Annotated in this window: 15 protein-coding genes; 3 read left to right on the plus strand and 12 right to left on the minus strand. The window is 44.8% G+C overall.

Annotated features, from left to right (window positions below; all coding sequences use genetic code 11):
* Nucleotides 1-11: 11 nt before the first annotated feature.
* The 9 genes from kdpC to HQQ92_RS10695 form a co-directional block, all read right to left on the minus strand.
* Nucleotides 12-611: a potassium-transporting ATPase subunit KdpC gene (gene kdpC / locus HQQ92_RS10655; protein ID WP_173245210.1), complete on the minus strand. Its 600-nt coding sequence runs from the start codon at nucleotides 609-611 to the stop codon at nucleotides 12-14.
* Between the two features lie 9 nt (nucleotides 612-620).
* Complete coding sequence (gene kdpB / locus HQQ92_RS10660; RefSeq protein WP_173245214.1) at nucleotides 621-2,639, minus strand: potassium-transporting ATPase subunit KdpB; 2,019 nt, start codon at nucleotides 2,637-2,639, stop codon at nucleotides 621-623.
* Between the two features lie 2 nt (nucleotides 2,640-2,641).
* Nucleotides 2,642-4,366, minus strand: a complete 1,725-nt coding sequence (gene kdpA / locus HQQ92_RS10665; RefSeq protein ID WP_173245218.1) for a potassium-transporting ATPase subunit KdpA — start codon at nucleotides 4,364-4,366, stop codon at nucleotides 2,642-2,644.
* Nucleotides 4,367-4,374: 8 nt separating this feature from the next.
* Nucleotides 4,375-4,455 (minus strand): potassium-transporting ATPase subunit F, encoded by an 81-nt coding sequence (locus HQQ92_RS24005; protein ID WP_105252297.1) that lies wholly within the window; start codon nucleotides 4,453-4,455, stop codon nucleotides 4,375-4,377.
* A gap of 225 nt (nucleotides 4,456-4,680) precedes the next feature.
* Entirely contained in the window at nucleotides 4,681-5,679 is a 999-nt protein-coding gene (locus tag HQQ92_RS10675) for an FAD:protein FMN transferase (RefSeq protein ID WP_173245221.1), read from the minus strand.
* A 52-nt stretch (nucleotides 5,680-5,731) separates the two neighbouring features.
* Nucleotides 5,732-7,213: a TrkH family potassium uptake protein gene (locus HQQ92_RS10680; protein WP_049821715.1), complete on the minus strand. Its 1,482-nt coding sequence runs from the start codon at nucleotides 7,211-7,213 to the stop codon at nucleotides 5,732-5,734.
* 658 nt (nucleotides 7,214-7,871) lie between these two features.
* Nucleotides 7,872-9,032 carry a PLP-dependent aspartate aminotransferase family protein gene (locus tag HQQ92_RS10685; RefSeq protein WP_131525159.1) on the minus strand — a complete coding sequence of 387 codons (1,161 nt, stop codon included), beginning with the start codon at nucleotides 9,030-9,032 and terminating at the stop codon, nucleotides 7,872-7,874.
* 18 nt (nucleotides 9,033-9,050) lie between these two features.
* Nucleotides 9,051-10,055, minus strand: a complete 1,005-nt coding sequence (locus tag HQQ92_RS10690) for an isopenicillin N synthase family oxygenase (protein ID WP_028760159.1) — start codon at nucleotides 10,053-10,055, stop codon at nucleotides 9,051-9,053.
* 386 nt (nucleotides 10,056-10,441) lie between these two features.
* Nucleotides 10,442-11,473 (minus strand): isoaspartyl peptidase/L-asparaginase family protein, encoded by a 1,032-nt coding sequence (locus tag HQQ92_RS10695; RefSeq protein WP_028760160.1) that lies wholly within the window; start codon nucleotides 11,471-11,473, stop codon nucleotides 10,442-10,444.
* Nucleotides 11,474-11,593: 120 nt separating this feature from the next.
* On the opposite strand from HQQ92_RS10695, the gene HQQ92_RS10700 reads away from it, so the two are divergent.
* Both HQQ92_RS10700 and HQQ92_RS10705 read left to right on the plus strand, forming a co-directional pair.
* Nucleotides 11,594-13,444, plus strand: a complete 1,851-nt coding sequence (locus tag HQQ92_RS10700) for an autotransporter assembly complex family protein (protein WP_173245224.1) — start codon at nucleotides 11,594-11,596, stop codon at nucleotides 13,442-13,444.
* On the plus strand, nucleotides 13,441-17,430 hold the full coding sequence (locus HQQ92_RS10705) for a translocation/assembly module TamB domain-containing protein (protein WP_173245227.1): 3,990 nt from the start codon (nucleotides 13,441-13,443) through the stop codon (nucleotides 17,428-17,430). Before HQQ92_RS10700 ends, HQQ92_RS10705 begins: the two co-directional genes overlap by 4 nt.
* Before the next feature lie 191 nt (nucleotides 17,431-17,621).
* Here HQQ92_RS10705 and rplY read toward each other — a convergent pair whose 3' ends face one another.
* Entirely contained in the window at nucleotides 17,622-17,909 is a 288-nt protein-coding gene (gene rplY / locus HQQ92_RS10710) for a 50S ribosomal protein L25 (protein ID WP_028760163.1), read from the minus strand.
* 303 nt (nucleotides 17,910-18,212) lie between these two features.
* On the opposite strand from rplY, the gene HQQ92_RS10715 reads away from it, so the two are divergent.
* On the plus strand, nucleotides 18,213-18,644 hold the full coding sequence (locus HQQ92_RS10715) for a hypothetical protein (protein ID WP_028760164.1): 432 nt from the start codon (nucleotides 18,213-18,215) through the stop codon (nucleotides 18,642-18,644).
* Here HQQ92_RS10715 and HQQ92_RS10720 read toward each other — a convergent pair.
* Both HQQ92_RS10720 and HQQ92_RS10725 read right to left on the minus strand, forming a co-directional pair.
* Entirely contained in the window at nucleotides 18,595-19,143 is a 549-nt protein-coding gene (locus HQQ92_RS10720) for a DUF882 domain-containing protein (RefSeq protein WP_028760165.1), read from the minus strand. The genes HQQ92_RS10715 and HQQ92_RS10720 overlap by 50 nt on opposite strands.
* A gap of 154 nt (nucleotides 19,144-19,297) precedes the next feature.
* Complete coding sequence (locus HQQ92_RS10725; protein WP_173248646.1) at nucleotides 19,298-20,776, minus strand: L,D-transpeptidase family protein; 1,479 nt, start codon at nucleotides 20,774-20,776, stop codon at nucleotides 19,298-19,300.
* Nucleotides 20,777-21,017 lie beyond the last annotated feature (241 nt).

The following is a 21,017-nucleotide window of genomic DNA, read 5'->3' on the forward strand; positions in this document are numbered from 1 at the left end:
AGAATATTGTTTTATTGAGCGTGTTTAGCAATCTGGTCAAGAGCGAGGTTGAGCTTGAGCACATTGACGCGCGCTTGCCCAAAAATGCCCCACTGCGGTGGTTCGATAAATTGCGCCACTAAGGTCAACACTTGTGGTTCGGCTAACTGTCGAGCCTGAGCCACGCGCGCGACTTGCAGTTTGGCTGCAGCGGGTGAAATATGGGGATCCAGTCCCGCCCCCGATGTGGCGAGTAAATCCACAGGGATATCAGCGGCCTGAACAGATTCTCTGGCTTGGATTTCTTGGCTTGTTGCCATCACACGTTCACGTAACGCCGGGTTACTCGGCGCAAGGTTACTACCACCTGTCGCCATAGGATCGTAACCGACAGCGCTCGGCCGACTAAAAAAATAGGCCGGATTAACAAAGGGCTGAGCGATGAACTCAGACCCCATAGCGATATTATCCCTGTGGATCACACTGCCCTTAGCTTGTACGGGAAATAAAGCGCCACCGAGCTGAGTCACAGTGCCGGTATAGACAACGCCACACACAAATAACAGGGCAAGACTGGCTCTCAATCCCATAACGGCATGCTGAGTTTTAGTGGTATATACGATTGAATTCATTACTGTCTCCTAGAGCATAAGGGCAATGATTGAGTCGAGTGCTTTAATGCCGACAAAGGGTAAAATCACCCCACCTAAGCCATAAATCAGCATGTTATTTCGCAGTAATTTTTCGGCACTTGTGGGTCTGAGTTTGATGCCTTTTAATGCCAATGGAATTAAGGCGGGAATGATAAGAGCGTTAAATACGAGCGCTGCGAGTACGGCAGAGGTTGGGCTGTGAAGCTGCATCAGATCCAGTGCACCAATCGCAGGCAAAGCCCCCGCAAATACCGCTGGAATAATGGCAAAATACTTAGCCACATCATTAGAGAGGGAAAATGTAGTCAAGGCGCCACGGGTGATCAGCAATTGTTTTCCGACTTCAACGATAGCCAGTAATTTAGTGGGATCAGAATCCAAATCCACCATATTGCCAGCTTCTTTAGCGGCTTGGGTACCTGAGTTCATCGCAAGACCTACATCGGCCTGCGCTAATGCCGGCGCATCGTTAGTGCCATCCCCCACCATAGCCACTAATCGACCTTTGGCCTGCTCTGCACGAATAAGGGCAAGTTTATCCTCAGGTTTAGCTTCAGCGACAAAATCATCGACCCCAGCTTCGGCGGCAATCACGCCAGCCGTTAGCGGATTATCCCCAGTCACCATGATGGTCCGCACACCGAGCGCTCTTAAACGGGCAAACCGCTCCGCAACGCCTGGCTTAATCACGTCACTTAAGGCTATAACCCCTAAAATGTGCGTGCCACTGGCGACGACTAAGGGAGTGCCCCCCTGCAAAGCCACTTTGCGGATAAGCGCGTTAACAGATTCAGGCCAGTGAATTTGATGCTGCTGCGCCCAAAACTGCATCGCATCGCCCGCGCCTTTAATGCCTTGAATACCATCGGTTAAAATCACCCCAGAAACCCGAGTCTCCGGCGTAAAAGGGATAAAAGTCGCATCCGTAGGTTTGACGGGCAATACCGCGCCCAAATCTATGGCCAATTTGAGTACAGATTTCCCTTCAGGGGTGGGGTCATCTAGAGAAGACAGTACCGCCGCATCACGCAACATCTCAGCAGCAATGCCTTTCACGGGTAAAAATGCGGTCGCTTGACGATCACCGAAAGTGATAGTGCCCGTTTTATCCAGCAGTAACGTATCGATATCCCCCGCAACTTCCACGGCTTTACCCGATTTAGCGACCACATTGGCGGCTAAGGCGCGGTTCATGCCTGCAATACCAATGGCAGGTAACAAGCCACCAATCGTCGTTGGGATCAAACACACTAACAGCGCAATTAACATAGTGTAATCAAGGCTTGCACCGACGAAACCCGCCATGGGTGGCAAAGTCACCACCACGATGAGGAAAACCGCAGTCAATGATGCAAGTAGCACAGTCAACGCCGTTTCGTTCGGTGTTTTCTGACGCTTTGCCCCTTCGACCAGCCCTATCATGCGATCTAAGAAGCTATTCCCAGGATCGTTGGCAACCAGCACGGTAATTTCACCCGTAAGTACCTTAGTGCCGCCAATCACACCGGAATGATCTGTACCCGCTTCACGCAGCACAGCCGCAGATTCACCGGTAATCGCCGATTCATTGATAGTGGCTATCCCTTCGATGATTTCACCATCGGCAGGAATATAATCACCCTGTAAAACCTTCACCTTATCGCCTTTGACAAGCAAAGTTGCGGATACTGACTCCAACTCACCGTGGCGTATACGCCGAGCCTGCAAGGCCTCTTTCGCCGACTTTAAGCTGGCCGCTTGTCCGCGACCCCTTGCCTCTGCCACGGATTCCGCAAAGTTAGAAAACCACACGGTAAGTAAAAGAATAAGGGTCGTGGCTAACTCAAAACCAACAGTCTCGCCATTGATGAACTTTTGTCCTGTGATCAAAGCGGCGAGTAAACCGCCCACCATCACCACGAACATCACTGGGTTGCCAGCCATACTCACTAAGGACATTTTCTTTACAGCACCGAAGGCAGCTTGCTTCACGCCGGCGCTATCTAATATTTGAGCAGGTTTATGCATGACTATTTCTCCAGACTCATAGTGGCAAGTTCTAAAGCTTCGCCAATAGGCCCTAATACCGCCGCAGGTAAGAAAGACAGGAAGTTAATGATTAAAATCACAGCAATAAGGGTGAAACAAAAGGTGGGACTCTCGAGCTTCAAGCTCGCGTTACTGCCGGGGCTCACTCTTTTACTCGACATCATCCCCGCAATCGCCAGCGGTAAAAACAGCGGCAGGTATCGACCGAGTAGTAAGGCGATAACGCAACTGATATTCCACCAAGGCGTGTTATCACCTAAGCCTTCAAAACCCGAACCGTTATTAGCAAAAGCGGAGGTATATTCGTAAAAGACTTGCGAAATTCCATGAAAGCCGGGGTTGCTGTTGCCCGTAATACTCGGGATAGCCACAGTGATCGCCGTCAAACCTAAGACGCACAAGGTAGGTAAAACTAATAAACTTCCCAAAAGGGTGATTTCACGGGTTTCGAGCTTACGACCAAATATCTCTGGCGTACGGCCAATCATCAATCCCGATAAGAAAACAGCAATCCACACATAAACGATAAAGTTAACAAAACCGCAGCCAATACCGCCCCATATCGCATTGAGTAACATGCCTGATCGTGTCATCAATCCCCCTATTGGATTGAACGAATCGTGCATAGCATTGACCGAACCGTTAGAGGTTTGTGTGGTAAAAGAAGCCCATAGCGCCGATAGCTCAGGTCCAAAGCGAACTTCTTTACCCTCCATATTAGGCCCTTGGGCGCTTAATCCCGCAAAGGCAGCGTTGGGTTGCAACTCGCTGTACACAGTTGCCCCCAGAAAACTGACGCTCAATAAACCCATAGCAACCAGAGCCATCAAGGTAAATTTTTTGCGTCTTAGCATTCCGCCAGCCATAAAGACGACGGCCATAGGGATCAGCACTAAGGCAATGGTCTCGATTGCATTACTGACTGGCGTTGGGTTTTCAAGAGGGTTACTACTGTTGGGGCCATACCAGCCCCCGCCATTAGTGCCTAACTGCTTGATGGCCACCATAGAAGCAACGGGGCCGATCGGAACGACCTGCTCATTGATAGGTGATGCAGAATCTAAGGTGTTTACTTTTTGCGCACCGTCAAAACTACTCGGTACGCCTTGCCAAGTCAGTAACAGCGCCACAATAGCCGCTAATGGCAGCATAAGTCTGAGCACACCGCGCACTAAGTCAACATAATAGTTACCCAGATTTCGAGCCTCGCCCTCTTTGGCGCTGTCATTATTCAACCCGCCTAACATTCCCCGCAAAATCGCCACACAAACCGCCAGCGCCATGGCTGGAGTAACAAATTGCAGCGTGACAATGACAAATCCTTGGGATAAATAACTGAGCTGAGCCTGCCCGGAATAGTGCTGTTGATTGGTATTGGTGAGGAATGACACCGCAGTGTGCAAAGCCAGATCCCAAGATAATGGTCCTATACCATCGGGGTTAAGTGGTAACACATGTTGGAATTTAAGGATAAGAAACGCCAAAATGCCAAGTACCAAGTTGCTGATAAGAAACGCCGCACCATAGGATTTCCATGTCATTCCCGAATGGGCATTTACGCCTATAGCCCGATAAATCCACTTTTCAATGGGATTAAATAAACGATCTGAAAAATGGGACTGACCAGAGAAAACCCCTGTCATATAGGATCCCAACAGCCATGCGAGCCCAAGCGCAGTAGTAAAAATAAGGGTAATTTCAAACATAACGACTCCTAAAACTTATTAGGGGCAAACATTGCCACTGCTAAGTAGATGAAAAGTGCTATGGAAAGTATTAGAAATATCCAGTCCATATAATTTGTCCTTAAGAAAGTGAGTAACAGGACAAATATATGAATTAACCGCGTAAAGTCTCTAGAGTTCAAATGACTAATCCCGTAAAGAATACGTAAAAGTCATCATAATCAGTGGTAAATAAGGCCACAATAAACCATGGCATTAGCTATAAAAGTAAAATAAAAATGCCAGCTAGAAATACTAACTGGCATTAACACATGACCAAGCGATGATATTGTAGATTAATTAAGCTCTATATTTTGCATTTTATTATAGCTATCAGTCTTAATCTCTTTAAGTACACCTTTATTTTCATCAATAAATAATGCTTTTATATCATTCTGATCAGCGACGACTAATCCTTCTTGACTTCCTAAACATAATAACGCTGTAGACCAAGCATCTGCTCTAGCCGGATCCGTTGCCAATACAGTTACAGATACTGTGTTATGGGTTACGGGTTTACCGGTTCGCGCATCAATAATATGTGAATAACGCTGCCCTAAATGATCAAAATAATGACGATATGTACCCGATGTCATGATCGCTTGAGGGAAATTAATAAGCAGAACCTTTTGCATTATTCGCTGTTCGGGCAGTGGTTTTTCAATCGCGATTTTCCAAGCAGAACCGTCGAGCTTACTGCCGTGTACGACCATTTCACCGCCAATCTCTACCAAATAATTATCGATATTGTATCGCTTTAGCACATCTGCAACTTTGCCTACGCTATATCCCTGTCCAATCGAAGATAAATCAAGATGTACCTCTGGCAAATCTTTAGTTAACATTTGATTATCAATACTTAAATGATGTAAGCCAACATAGGTTAATGTCTGTTGAAGTGCATTTTCTGTAGGAATAGTTAATTGATTATGGGTAAATCCCCACAAATCGAATAATGGTTTAATGGTCAAATCATAACAACCCTCCGTTTTTGAAGTGACCTCCTTGGCTATCCCTATGAGCCCTAAAATATCATCCCCGACCGCCATAGCGGAGTGCATACTGTTAAAACGAGAAATCACTGAATCTGAACGGTAAGTAGACATATGAAGATCTATTTCTGCCAATTGCCGCTCAATCTCGCGATTTATCTCTGTACTATTTAACTTGTCTTTACTCCAAAATGTCACATGCCAACTCGTTCCCTGCGCAAGGCCTTCTAACTTGGTATAAACTGGCGATTTCTGACACCCTACTAGCATAATGAGTAATATACATCTCAATAACCATTTCATTTACTGACCCTCCCAGTCAATTCGACAAATCAACCATAAAATACACTTAAAATTAAAATCGCCAGAATGCCCGTGAGAAAATGATGAGTACAGGAAATATTTCTAATCGCCCAAAAAGCATAGCGACACACATCAGCCATTTAGCCGCATCTTTTAACGTGCCAAATCCAGATGCAGTGTCACCATAACCAATTCCCATATTATTAATGCACGCAGCGACGGTTCCAAAGGCGGTGGCAAAATCATGTCCAATGGCGACCAATCCCCATACAAAAACGCAAGTAAAAAATATGTACAGGAAAAATAATCCCCATACTGAACGAATGACTCTGTCTGAAACAACTTGGCCACTGATCTTTGTCGTTAAAATGGCATTAGGATGAACCAATTGATGAATTTCTCGGATCCCTTGACGGTACAAAAGTAAAAATCTGACAGCTTTAATACCGCCACAAGTAGAACCAAAGCATCCACCAAAAAAGCTCGCGCCTAATAATAAAAGCACAATATGACTGGGCCAATTAGGATAACCTGCAGAGCCTAATCCATTGTCCGTCATAACTGAAACTGTTTGAAAAAATCCATGTACCAATGAATCTTTAATATCAAAAGTTTGAGTACGATTCAGCTCTAAACAAGCGATCCCAACAACGATAGATAATATGAGAATAAAAAATCGAACCTCCGCATTATACCAAATAGGCTTGAAGCTTCGCCGAACTAACACTATGTAGTATAAGGCGAAATTGATTGCTGCCAGTATTGAAAACACACCACCCACAAGCTCAATTGCAGCACTGTTATAATATCCTAAGCTGTCACTATGTGTGGAAAATCCACCCAATGAAACGGTAGATAGACTATGACATATGGCATTAAACCAATTCATTCCTGCAAGTTTATAAGCAACTGCACAACCTAAGGCAAGTACGCTATAAAGCCCCCATAAATTTCGAGCCGTATCCGCAAGGCGGGGCGTCATCTTTTCCTCTTTCATGGGACCTGGCATCTCAGACTGATATAATTTTGCGCCACCAATACCAAGAAATGGCATAATTGCAACGGCCAAAACAATTATCCCTAACCCACCGAGGAAATTAAGCTGTGCTCGATAAAATAAAATCGATTTGGGTAGTTCATCAATATCTGAAAAAATCGAGGCTCCAGTCGTCGTAATGCCAGACACACCTTCAAACATGGCATCGGTTAAACTCAAGTCCAATCGTCTATCAAGAAGAAAAGGTAATGCACTCATTAAGGAAAATATCAGCCAAAATAAACAAGCGACCATGAAGCCATCACGTTTTTGCAGATTTTTATTTTCCTCACTTGTCATCTTCCAACCGACCACACCAATAAAAAGGGAGAGGAGGAATGTGATTAAAAATGGAGTGATATATCCATCTTTATAAAATAATGCAACAGCGATAGGCATCAACATGGTGAAGCTATATATGACAATCAAAAAGCTACATAGATGAATTATGGTATGAAATCGAGAGCTAGATTTCTGTATTCCACTGACTGCAATCATTCCAACTCACCTTTAGATATTTATCGTGAAAGACTTAATGAATAATTTATTAGGTATCATAAAATACGAGCGCTCATGTCCTGTTCTAAAATCATGTGCAATCGATAACAAAGTTAGGTTACGAAATAGATCTTCCCCTAATACTCTTTGTTGTCGTCTAAGGTGGACTGCAAGTTGACTTATCGTCACGACAATGGCTATGACAATAAAAGCGATTAGATTGATAAGAACAGCCACATCTATCATTGGGAAGGAATAATAAGGAGCGTTAAATAAAAAATAAACAGAATAGCTTCAAAAAATGCAGCCATATACGCATATTGAAAACAACATTGAAGTGTAATCATAACGACAACGAGTTGGAGTAAAATAAGAATGCTTTAGATGACACCCTCCAAGATGGTAGATATAAGCAAATAGCGAGTAGGCACTCAGAAATAAAGCTCAACCTAACAGAGAGTTTAAAAACACTTAGTTTGTCCATCAAAATGTAAGTCGTTATGTCATACAGATTTTCACTTTAACAGACGAAAACAATTCTGACGCGTAAAAAAAACGTAAAAAAATACGGAAATTAACTTTAGATAGACGAAATTAATAACATTATACGTTTGAAATCCCCAATCAATTTAACTGGGGATGGCTAGTATCAATATACTTAAATGGCTAAGGCTTGCTCAAGATCGGCAATCAAATCTTGAGGATCTTCGACGCCAATGCTCAATCTAATCAGGTTGTCATTCACCCCTGAAGCTAGCCGACTTGCGGCATCCATAGCAGCATGGGTGGTACTTGCTGGGTGACAGGCAAGGCTCTCTAAGTCGCCTAAACTGACCGCTTGAGTAAACAAGTTCAAATGATCTAAAAACTGCGCCGCTCGATTAAAACCCCCTTCGAGCTCAATACTCACCATACCGCCAAAGGCGTTGATGGTTTCACTCAGAACTTGATGACCTTGATCCTCTGCTAGCCCTGGGTAATAAACTTTTGCAACGCTCGGATGGGTTGCAAGAAAAGCGGCGACCTTAGCCGCGCCCGCAAGATGAGCATCCATTCTAAGTGCTAAGGTACGTAAGCCTCGCTGTAATAAATAGGCTTCCTGTGGCCCAATCGCGGCGCCGATATGTTTAAGCGCTATAGTGCGAATAGGTTGCATTAATGCCTTAGGTCCAGCGACAACACCTGCGATCAAATCGCCATGGCCACTTAAATACTTAGTGGCACTGTGCATCACAATATCAATGCCATGTTCCAGCGGTTTGAATAAATACGGGGTTAAAAACGTATTATCACAAATGGTTATAGCGCCCACTTTTTCGGCGGCACGCTTAACCTTACGGTAGTCACTGACTTTTAAGGTCGGATTGGTGATGGGCTCAAATAAAATAATTTTTGTTTCGGCGGTAATCTCTGCCAATAAATGATCATCATCTTGATAACGGCGCACAGTAATACCCGCGCGGGTTAACGTTTGGATTAAAAATGCCGCAGTGCCACCGTATACGGGGTCGATAAATGCGATTTCATCACCTTGACTCGCTAAGGCATAGAAAATACTGCTGATTGCCGCCATCCCACTCGCAACAACGAGTGCTTCATCAGCCCCTTCCAGTTGTGCTAATTGATATTCAAGCGCCTGCACTGTCGGATTCGCCATGCGACTGTAGATAAAGCCCGGTTGCTCACCTGCAAAACGGGCTCGACCATCCTCGGCACTACCGTAGGCGAAGGTGCTACTTTGATAGATAGGAGTTGTAAGCGCGCCCGTCGAGTTATCAGCGGCATAATGGGTGTGAAGTAATTTAGTTTTAAATTGCATAATAGATCCTAATAACCATTAAATGGCATGAGCGAATGAGGCGTAATGTGCTTGAGCAACGTCGGGATGAGAGCGCAAACGCCCTTTTAATACGTTCTGGCCCACTTGGTGGAAAAGAGGATTTAATGGATCGCTTGCCGGTCCTTGAGCTTGGTTCGCCAAATGCTTTGGCAAAGGTAACAAAGGAACTGTCGCATTCAACTGCGCCGCCATAAAAAAGGCACACGAGTAGCGCTCGACCCCAGCAGGCGGGCTAGTAACCCTATGGTTGGTTGCCTTTAAATACCCATTAGAAGCCAACTCAAGTAATTCACCTATATTCACCACAAAGGCGTCTTCTAATGGCGGTATGCTTAACCAACCGTTGTCAGTCTGAACCTCTAAACCGGATTGCTTATCTTGCAGCACTAAGGTCAAATAGCCAGGATCTTTGTGTGCCCCTACGCCTTGGCCTGAAGTCTGTCCATCCGCGCTGGGATAGCGAATAAGCTTCATATGCTGATAAGGACCCGCTTCGATCGTGGCATCAAAGGCGCTTTCTGGCTGCTCTAGCGCAACAGCTAAAGCCCTCAATAGTGTGACACTGGTATCGGCTAAATCCTGTTGCCATGCCAATAAAGTCGATTTCATCTGTGGTAATTGTGACGGCCATTGATTAGGCCCCTGTAGCTGCCACCATATAGGCATATCAGACTGCTGAGGGTTAGCCACTTCTTCTTGCATGATATCAAACTGTTCCCGCAAGTCCGGTTTCCCTAAGGTCAATTCACCTTGCAAACGGGTATAACCGCGAAAATGCGGTGTATTAGCCATTTTCACCGCAAGTTTATCTACGACGGGCAGCGCAAAGAAATCTGCCGCTAACTGAAGTACTTGCTGCTGTCTAGCAAGCTCAATGCCGTGGCCTGTGAGATAGAAAAACCCTATTCTTCTGGCAGCATCGGCAAGCTTAGTAATAAAAGCGTTACGACGTTGTCCACCGGCATGCCAATCACTTAAATTCAATATCGGTAATTGTTCCATCAATGACTCCCATTTAATGCATTATCTGAGCCGGATTCTATGCCTTTATGGGTCGATGGATAATGAATTAATAACTATTTGATATATTAAACAGTAATAATAGATCATTTAGATATATGGACATCTAGGCTTCTATACTGCTAGATTTGAATTTTAAAGGTTAAACAGCGGTAATTATTAGGCCAACTCAAACCGCACCACTCAGATAAACATCATAAGCCATACTGCTTAATGATATTTATCTGGTTACTTTTCAAGATATTAGTAAAATTAAGATATAAAAATAAAAGCGAGCCCACTTTTGCGGCACTCGCTTTTTAAGGTTTCGAAGTTTTAACGTTTCTAAGTCATGTCAGTTATAAACCTAGATGCTTCTACAAATGACATTATTGATCATGCCAAATCAGCACTTGGGCTGGCTCACCATTACTACGGGTGGCGCGGTACATACCTTCGGTATTAAATGGCGTAGCAATATTGCCACGCTGATCGACTGCAATCACACCACCTGAACCGCCAGCAGTGATAAGACGTTGATTAATAACTTCATCTGCAGCCTGAATGATGGATTTTTGCTGATATTTCACCTTGGCACAAATATCCCCCGCGACGAGGTAACGGATAAAGAATTCACCATGACCCGTTGCCGATACGGCACAAACACCGTTTTCAGCATAAGTGCCAGCACCGATGACAGGAGAGTCACCGATACGACCAAAGCGTTTTGCCGTCATACCACCGGTCGATGTACCTGCAGCTAAGTTACCCTTTTTATCTAAGGCGACAGCACCAACGGTACCAAATTTGTAATCGAGGTCCTTCATCTCAACATTAGCAACTTGTTCAGATTTAGCCGCAGCTTGCAGTTTTTGCCGTGCATCGAGTAATTGCTGATAACGCTCGTCAGTATCAAAATGACGGTTTGGCACTAAAGTAAAACCTTGAGTCAGTGCAAATTCTTCCGCTCCTGCGCCCGAGAGCATCACGTGCTCAGATTTATTCATCACGGCCAAGGCTAAGTCAATTGGATTGGCAATATGACGCACTCCAGCGACAGCGCCGGCATTCATCGTTTTGCCATCCATAATAGAGGCATCTAATTCATGTCCGCCGTCATAGGTATAAACCGCGCCTATACCAGCATTAAACAGAGCACTATTTTCAAGGATATTAATTGCGGTTTGTACTGCCACTAAGCTGTCACCGCCCTCCTCTAAGACTTTTGAGCCTTTATCGACCGCTTCCTTTAACTTATCTTTGTAGGCTTGGCGTTGTTCAGGGGTGAGATTAGCTTTAGAAATCGTCCCCGCGCCGCCGTGGATCGCAATGGCGAACGGTTTATCATTGGCAAAGGTGTTATGTGACATAAAAAGTAGGCCCGAAATAATTAAACTAAAGGTGGCTAATTTTGTTTTCATTCTTTACATCCCCTTAAAAAGTAGCGTCCTTTGTAACCATTTCATCGTGTAATTTCAATCATCTCCTTGCCTGTTGGTTTTATTCTGGCGACAATGATGCCAAATCACAGGGACTATAAAGTGCAGCCATTTTTGCAAATCACCTCACATTACATTCGTCTTTGCTTGTTTCTGAGTCTGATTTCAGTCACATCAGTCGCGGCAGCAGATGATTTTATCAAATTATCTGTTACAGGCGTAAATGAAGCGCTTCGAAGCAACATAGTTGCTCACTTAGGCGCTTTACCTGAATCTGAGGTGCAGCGCCGTGCCTTTTTGTTTAATGTCGATGACAATATCAGCACCGCCTTAGAATCCATGGGCTACTATCACGGTGAAGTAGAAGAAAAGCTGATTGAGCATGACAAGGGACCGTGGGAATTAAAACTTGAAATCAGCCCCGGCGAGCCAACCATTGTTCAGTGGGTCGATATTAATTTTAGTGGTGAAATGCTTGATGACCGAGCCTTCGATCAATGGCTCGCAAAGGTCAACATTAAACCCGGCGATGTGTTAAATCACGGTGTTTACAGCGACGTAAAATCGCAACTCGTCACCTTAGCCTTGGCACGAGGTTACTTCGATGGCGAATTTACTGAATCACAAATTAAAGTTAACCGCGATATTAATACCGCACAGGTAAGTTTACATTTTGATTCAGGCAAACGTTACCGATTTGGCCAAGTCAGTTTCGATGGCCATAGCTTAGAACCCGATATATTAGAGGATCTTATCCCCTTTAAAGAAGGTGCTTCATACTCAACTCGCCGTGTAAGCGCCTTGAATCGTCAGTTATTAGATACTGGTTATTTCGCCAATATCAAAGTGATCCCGCAAATCGATAACGTCGAAGATAACCATATTCCAATGCGAGTCGAATTAACGCCTAAGGCAAGTCACGCAATTGAACTCGGTTTTGGTGGTGATATTGGCAAAACAGATCAAGCCTTTGATCCGAGGGTGCGCGTGACTTGGCGTACACCACAAATCAATAAATACGGGCATTCCCAAGAAACCAGTCTCGAATGGTCGCCCGATAGACCAAAGTTATTAACCACTTATACGATTCCGCTCACACATCCCTTAGACGATCAATTAAAGATCCGCCTCGGTTTGCTGCGGGACAAATACGGTGTGACTCAAGTATATGATGCCGAGAATCGTGATTTTAGTAACACAGGCCAGCTCGAGTCGACTAAGTACCTTCTGGGACTATTACGTCAGCAAAGACTAGAAAATCAATGGCTAATGAGTTATTCGTTGGAGGCCATACGCGAAGAATATACCCAGTCTGACGTCGATTATATGCCGTCGTTTTATCTGGCAGGAATTAACTTTTCTCGAACTAGCCGGGGGGATAACTCACTGGATCCTAAATCCGGGTTTAGACAAATTTACAGCCTAGACTATGCCGATCCCTATTTAGGATCAGAAACCCGCCTAGCCCGCTTACAAGCTAAATTTAAATGGATTGATACCTTCTTCGATAACCACAGAATCGTCGCTCGTATTGATTTAGCAGCCAACTTAGCTAACGAAAATGATCTTGCCTCTATCCCACCATCACTTCGCTATTTTGCCGGTGGCGATCAGAGTGTCCGCGGTTATGGTTATCAAGAACTCGGCCCCTATTTAGACTATGTTGCTGACGATGGAAAAACCAATCGCGAGGTTATCGGTGGCCGCTATTTAATGGTTGGTAGTTTGGAATATCAATATTATGTGACCCCCACTTGGCGGGTCGGCACATTTATCGATGCGGGTAACGCCTTCGATAATAATCAATTTGAACCTGTCGTCTCTGTCGGTGGCGGTATCCATTGGATCTCCCCGATTGGTCCAATCAAATTAGATTTAGGGGTCGGATTGAAAGAAACTGAGACCATTGAAAGATCATGGCGAATTCACCTAACCATGGGGACAGATCTATGAGTCAGCCCCCAGAGCATAATAAGCCAAGCGAACAAGATATCGTTGATAATCCCATCATTGAAGCCAATGAAGCCGAAGCCACTGAAACCATAGTGACCTCTGTCACCCCATCGGTGTCATTCATTCAAAGACTGTGGCGGCAGTTCAAACTCTGGACTCGGATTATTATCTATGTGCCATTGGGGCTTTTAGTGTTAATCGCCCTATTACTCGGCACTGAATTTGGCTCGCGCATTACCGTGGGTTTAGCCGATCAATTTGTACCCGATCTTGAACTGACTTATACCTCTGGTTCCATTAACAAAGACTTAGCCCTATCACACGCGGCTTGGTCTATGGCCGGAATGAACGTGCAACTTGAGGATCTGCATTTACTGTGGCAACCCGCCTGTTTACTGCAAAAACGCTTATGCGTGAATAGCTTATCTGCGGCTAAAGTCAATGTCACTATTGATACCCTAGCGCTTTCTGCAGACTCAAACGAAGCACCTGTCGCACCACTTGATGAAGAACCCAGCGAGCTCCTATTACCCTTTGATATTGTTTTAGATTCTGCTGAACTCAATGGCGTTAATATCCAAGTGGATGATATGCAATTTACCGCTAATCGTCTTAACGCAGAAGCACAATGGTTTACCGAAGGCTTGTCGGTTAAACAGCTATCCAGCGAAGGATTATTCATACTGTTCCCTGCATCAACCGATGTAGCAACGCAAGCCAGCACGGCAGCGGTAACGAATGCAGCAGATCCCAGTACAGCCGCGGGAACAACACCGACACCATCGGCCAGTCCGTCGCTACCAAAAGAGGCTGAATGGGCTTTAGCACAATTGCCACAGGTATTTATGCCTTTCCCTGTGACGGTCAATGCCCTAACGCTAGACAACACCACACTGCAAATCGGCGATCATAAAGATGTTTTTAGCCATGCAGAACTACAAGGCCGTTTCCGTGAATACCAATTGACCTTAGACCATCTCGCCATTAGCCACACCGATGGCAGCGCCGATATCACAGGCAGCCTAACACTGGATAAAGATTATCCACTCGATTTAGAGGCAAATCTCACCCTTAACCAACTAGTCGAATTGCCAGATCTCACTCATCAAGTATTAACGTTAAAGCTGAGCCAAAGTTTAGGGCAGCTTCAAGTGAATGCCGTCGCCAAGGGCGATGCCGACTTTACGCTAGATGGCCAAATAACACTGCAAGACCCTAGCCTGCCATACAAGGTGAAACTTGAACAGACACGGCTTCAGTGGCCACTGAAGAACCCTGAATACTCGGTAAGCAATGCCACGCTCGATAGCCAAGGCGACCTTAATCGGCAAGAGGCGAGTCTTACTGGCCAACTGATCACACCCTTTCACAAAGTGCTCGACATAGACACTGACATCCAACATCAAGATGCTAAGTTAACCATCAATAATCTTGATGTAATGGGCGCGATTGGTAAGGTCAAACTCACGGGCGAACTCGATTATCAAAAAGCCATTAGCTGGAACGCCAATCTTTGGATCAATGACGTCAAATTACAAGAAATACAGCTGCCACAAACGGATACAGCGCAAAGTACAACGGGTTTACCGGACAGTTTGATTTCAGGAAAATTACGCACTAAAGGCTCATTTGCAGACCCCCGTTGGCAAGTATCCCTGAGCGATACTGAGCTCACTGGCACTTTACAAGGTTATCCCTTCGATATTACAGGGGATATCAGTGTGAATGATTCCCTGTATGTCAGTGCTAAGGGGCTGAACGCCAAAGTACTAGGTTCAACTCTGGCACTCAAAGGCGAAGCCAATGCCAACTGGGATCTCCAAGGTGAATTACAAGTGCCCGACTTTGGCCTGTGGTTACCTAAGGCCAGCGGCCAACTACAGGCGCAGATCAATGTCACTGGTGACGAGAAACACCCTCAGGTCGAGCTTACTGCGCAGCTGGCAGAACTTTACTATCAAAACATTAAACTGCAGGAATCTAATTTAAAGGCCTATTACAAGCCGCTAGATCAACATGAATTTGCTATCTCGCTAAAATCAAAAACCTTACAGATTGCAGAACAAAATTTAGATACAGTGACACTCGGGGCGAAAGGTACCATTAACGCTCAAAAACTCACTCTCAACGCCACGGGCGATCTTGGGCTCGATGCAACGATGAGCAGCCAATACGATGTGAAGAAGTCACGACTACAGCTCGATGTTGATCGTTTAAATCTCAACACGCCCGTAGGCCTATGGCAGCTCGATAACACCATTAATCTGGCTTGGGACCAAATCAAGAATCAAGGCAGCATTACGCCCTTTTGCCTCATGAATCCCAATAGCCGTATCTGCCTAAACAGTAATACACCAATAGGTAAAAAAGGCAGCGCACAGGTGAGCTACTCAGGTAATCCAGGGCAATTACTTATCCCAATATTACCAACGAATATGCGTTGGAACGGCCCTGCATCGCTATTAGCCAATGTTGCATGGGCTGCTGGCCGTAAGCCTACTGCCGATGTGAACTTTGATTTTGCTCCCGGCAGCATTATGCTCAAACGGGATAAAAATCGTGAAGTCACCATTAATTACCAAAACCTGTCATTAAAAGCGACCTTAGATGCAAAACGGCTGGCAACGGTTTTAGATTTTGAATCAGAAGGCGTGGCCAGTTGGCAGAGTGAGATTAACGTCAATGTCACACCCGATCGCACCCTGTCAGGTTATGCCAATATCAAGCAAATCAACTTGCAGCCACTTGGGGAGTTTTTCCCTCAATTAAATACAGTGCAAGGTTTACTGACGAGTCAACTTAACTTTGCGGGTAGTCTAGATGCGCCCGAAGTATCGGGGAGCATGGCCTTAACTGAGGGCGCCTTAGCCCTAACTGCAAACCCAACATTAATCGACAAAATTGACATGTCGATGTCATTTGCGGGTCAACAAGCGCAGCTTAAGGGACGCTGGATGATGGGCAATGGTTTAGGCAGAGTGAATGGTCAACTGCAATGGCCCCAAGGTCAATTTAGTGGCGAGTTAGCCCTCGAAGGCGATAAGCTCGCCGTGATCCAACCGCCACTGGCTATTCTCGATGTCTCCCCCGATATCAACTTAACCTTCAACAGTAAGCAACTGGCAGTAAAAGGAAAAATAGCGGTGCCTTCGGGCAACATTAAAATTGTGCCATTAGCGGAAGGCGGTGTCGCAGCCTCCGAAGACGTGGTATTTGACGATTCCATTGCCGCCACTCAGCCTAAAACTAGCCCCTACGCCATCGTTGCAGATCTGAATATCAGTGTGGGGAACGAACTCAGAATTGATGGTATGGGTCTCAAAGGTAAACTCCAAGGGACCTTAAAGCTACAGCAGCAAGCTTTCCGTCCTCCTTTGCTCTTCGGTAATATCAAAGTCAATCAAGGTAGCTACAAGTTTATGGGCCAAACCCTAAAAATCCGTACTGGTGAAGTGCAATTTGTGGGGCCAACGTCATTACCAAACCTGAATATTGAAGCGATACGGGAAATTAAGACTGAAGACTTAGTGGCAGGTGTACGCGTCACAGGCACGCCATCACGCCCAGTGGTGACCTTATTCTCCAATCCAGCCAAAGAGCAGGCCGAAATCTTGTCTTACATTATCAAAGGCAGTGGCTTTAACAGCGCCAATAATGAGCAAAATAACTCGCTGATGATGGGGGCTGCACTCGGTTTAGGATCACAGGTGGGCGGCGGCGCAATTAACAACCTAGGGAATACCGCGACAGGACTCATTGAAGAGTTTGGTTTCTCTAACGTGCAACTCGACACTAATGATGAAGGGCGTGTGGCGATCAGTGGCTTTATCGGCGATAACTTAATGGTGAAATACGGAGTAGGTGTATTTAACCCTGGTTACGAAATGACAGTCAGGTATTACTTGCTCTCACAACTCTATCTAGAAACCGTGTCAGGCACTTTAGGCCAATCACTTGATATCTATTACAACTTCAATATCAAGTAACCATATGAATACCAAGATATTGACACTAAAAAATTAGCATCCAATCACTCTAGCCAAACAATCTCAAAATACGCGTTACAGTATGTTGAGGTTGTTTGGGTAAAGCCTAAGTGTCTACCCATAAATACAAACAACTAAAAATCAGCCACAAAAAAAGCGCCCTTAGGCGCTTTTTGCTTCAGTTACGACAATTAAGCGTAAACGAAGTCAACGTGTTCAATGATTGGCTTGAACACGTGGCGTTGCATAGCTTGTGCACGAACACCCACTTCTTTGCCATCAACAACGATAGTCAGAGTAGAAGTGTAGAAGTCAGCATTAGCTTGAATGTTAATGATATCTTTGTGATCAAAAACAATAGAAACTGGCTCTTTGCCTTGGCCATAAATAACAGCAGGTACTTTACCAGCATGGCGTAGGCGGCGGCTCGAACCTTTCCCTATTTCAGTGCGGGTTTGTGCTTGGATAGTGTAAGACATGTGTTTCTCACTTAAATTTAGAGTAAAAAGTTGCCGGCATTTTCGACCAATGACGGCTCATATAAAGCGCGCGAATACTAACATAGATACCCAAGGCGCACAAGAATACCGCAAGCCCTCTATTTATCGGCGTCAGCGTTAGCAAAACAGACCGCTATTTATCAAATTGAGGAACTTGTATCTTGGCTGTTACGGCAGAGAAAAGGCTTTGATCTCAAACAAAAAACACGAGATCTAGATCACACTGGGAAATTGAGAAGCCTGTTAAGCTCGGGCAAATTTCGATAACTGCTGTGTCAAAAAATGCGTCATGCGCTATACCAGTTACAACAAGAAAATAGACTTTCATGCCAACTGGCCCGTGAACTCGTCTCTCTTATCGAAACCGTTCCTTATCAGCAAAATACCCTCGAATTAAAATTCTTAGAATTGCTTGCCTGCACCCAACAAAAAAACCGCAGCTTGATCTTACTTATGCAAATTATTGAGTCCGTCGATATTGAGTCGCAGAGGCAAAGACAATATCAATTTTCACAACGTCTCAGCCTATTGATCTGTGATTGGCAACAACATAGAGAAATGAACAAACTCAATCAACAATTTATCCCGCTGCTCAGACATTACTTGATCGAATCGCAAGCTTTGGAACAAGATTTTTATCAGCAGATCCAACAACAGATCATTGCTACCAGTGCCTTACCGGACCACAATCGACGTGCACAAAACCAGAATTAGGATAATAACCCACACCACCGAGTTTCAGGGATAAAGCCGCTTCTCTGAGGGTTTTTAGTTTAACGCTAGGGATCGCTATGTCCATCGCCATGCCGCGCATGTGATAACTCTTCTTAGCAACTCCGCCACTGTGGCTCACGAGCATGGCATTAGTTTTTGGTGAACGGTAACCGGAAATTACATGGATTTCATCGTTGGTATTCAAGGTTGTTTTGAGCGAGTGGAGTAAATCAAATAAGCGCTTATCCATAGGCGCTGCCACATTCTGACGATGATCCCGCAGCAAATGATTAAAATTGTCTAACACCTTGCTCTGATAATGACCATCTACCCAATAACTACCGTCATCGCGCTCGCCAGTATGACGATTAAACAAACTTAACTCGCGGATCCCTTTGGTTGAACGGCTGGCAACTGCTTTTGAGGGAATAAAGGAACATAATGCCACACCACTAAGGCCTAACAATAACTGCCTACGGGCAGGACATATTAAAGTCACATGATCACCTTTTGTATGCTTTTTGGTCACTAGTAAGGCAAATTATACTGAATAAGCCCTAAGATCAAGTTTTGCCAACCCCCTTCTGAGCAGGATTTCAAAATGCCAAGCGAGTTCAGATGCTTATCTTGCTCAGCTTTACAGCACAAAAACGTTAATGTTGTTCCAAAACCGTGGCAGGCACAGCATTCGTCAGCTCAGGTTCCAAATGATAAATATCGCGACGGTATTGCTCCTGCCCACTATCGTCTAACCATGCAGTCCAGTAAACCAGATGCACGGGTAACTTTTCGGAAAGTGAAAACCACTGAGGTTCAGTAATACCAGGGGCTAACTTGTCCCATAAACGTTTGTCTTTTACTAAATGCTCTTTAAACCACTGGGCTAATTCAGTGGCTTTTTCAATACGAATACACCCAGATGATAGTGCCCTATCGTCCTTTTTAAAGAGACTTGGCTCAGAAGTTCCATGTAAATAGACACTGAAACTGTTATCAAAGTGAAACTTATATTTACCTAATGCATTCTTCGCCCCAGGGCGTTGTACAAGCTGATAGGGAAACGAAGCGCTGGCTAAGGCCTGCCATTCCTCTGGCATGCGTTGCACCCGTTGACCGTTATAATCGTATACATCAAATTGACGTTCATTAAGATAATGACCATTTCGCTGAATTTGCGGCAGAATGTCCCGCCGTAAAATGCTGCTAGGCACTCGCCAACTAGGGTTAAGCACCACGCTAGAAATCTGACTGTCCAAAATCGGGGTTTGCCGAGAAGATTTACCCACAATGACCTTGGAACTTAACACTGGCGTACCATTATCGACCAACGTCATCTCAAAAGCGGGCACATTAATCAGCAAATAACTCGGCTCTAATTTACGTTCAAACACTCTTTGTCGAATAGTGTTTTTAGCTAATAATACCGCCCTCGCCCTTGGCGATTGGTTCACCCAAAATAAGGTCTGCTTACCTATCACCCCGTCCTGTTTTAGCCCATGCCTTTGCTGAAAGCGCTTAATGCCAATCATAAGTTCTTCGGTATAAACTTGATTCACTCTAAACTCAGTGGCTAAGTCTCCCAATATCCACACACGCTTTGCTATGGTATCAACGATTTGATGACTCATTCCTAAGGTTAACTTTTCATCTAGCACTAAAGTTTCCCATGGTTCAATTGTGTCCAATTGCACTAAATGAGCGATTTGCTTAAGCACCCTTTGATATTGGGGATCCTCTGGAATAACGGATGAAACCGTCTCTGGGGCACCAGCGTTGTTACATTCAACGGATGTCATCACATAATGCCAGTAACCGGTAACATCAGCTTGGATTCGTACTAAATCAGCAGTAGATAAGGTATTAGGAGAAAGCGTTAAGTCACGATAATGCTGGCCAAATACCGGATTAACGCCCGCGAGATCCAATAGCATCACCTGTGGCACTAAGGCCGCAAGCGGCAGCACAGCAGTAAGATCTTCAGCTTTACCCTCAAGATTTGGCTGTGCAGCAATACTCGAATTTGATGTTAAGGATTGAGCGCCATCAGTTGCACTTACCTTTGGCACTAAAATTATTGGAATACAGAAATAAAGGCTGAGTAATAGTTGCGCGAGATTACGCCTCGTCGGCATAGGGTTAATCTGCAATGCTTTCAAGTTCGCGATGTGGAACTCCTGCTCTATCAATTTGAGTTCTCTCACGTTTAGCGTTACACGCATGGATGGGGGCAAATAGCGAATGATCTTTTTCAATATCATAAATACTCCCTTAGCTATTTTTAAGGTCACCTGAGAGCCAGCGGGTATATCAATCAACAACACTATGATATGACTATTCCATGGAGATCAATTAATTACTAGGGGTTAACTCCAG

It is taken from the genome of Shewanella sp. DC2-4, assembly GCF_013248875.1.
GTDB classification, from domain to species: Bacteria; Pseudomonadota; Gammaproteobacteria; order Enterobacterales; family Shewanellaceae; genus Shewanella; species Shewanella oncorhynchi.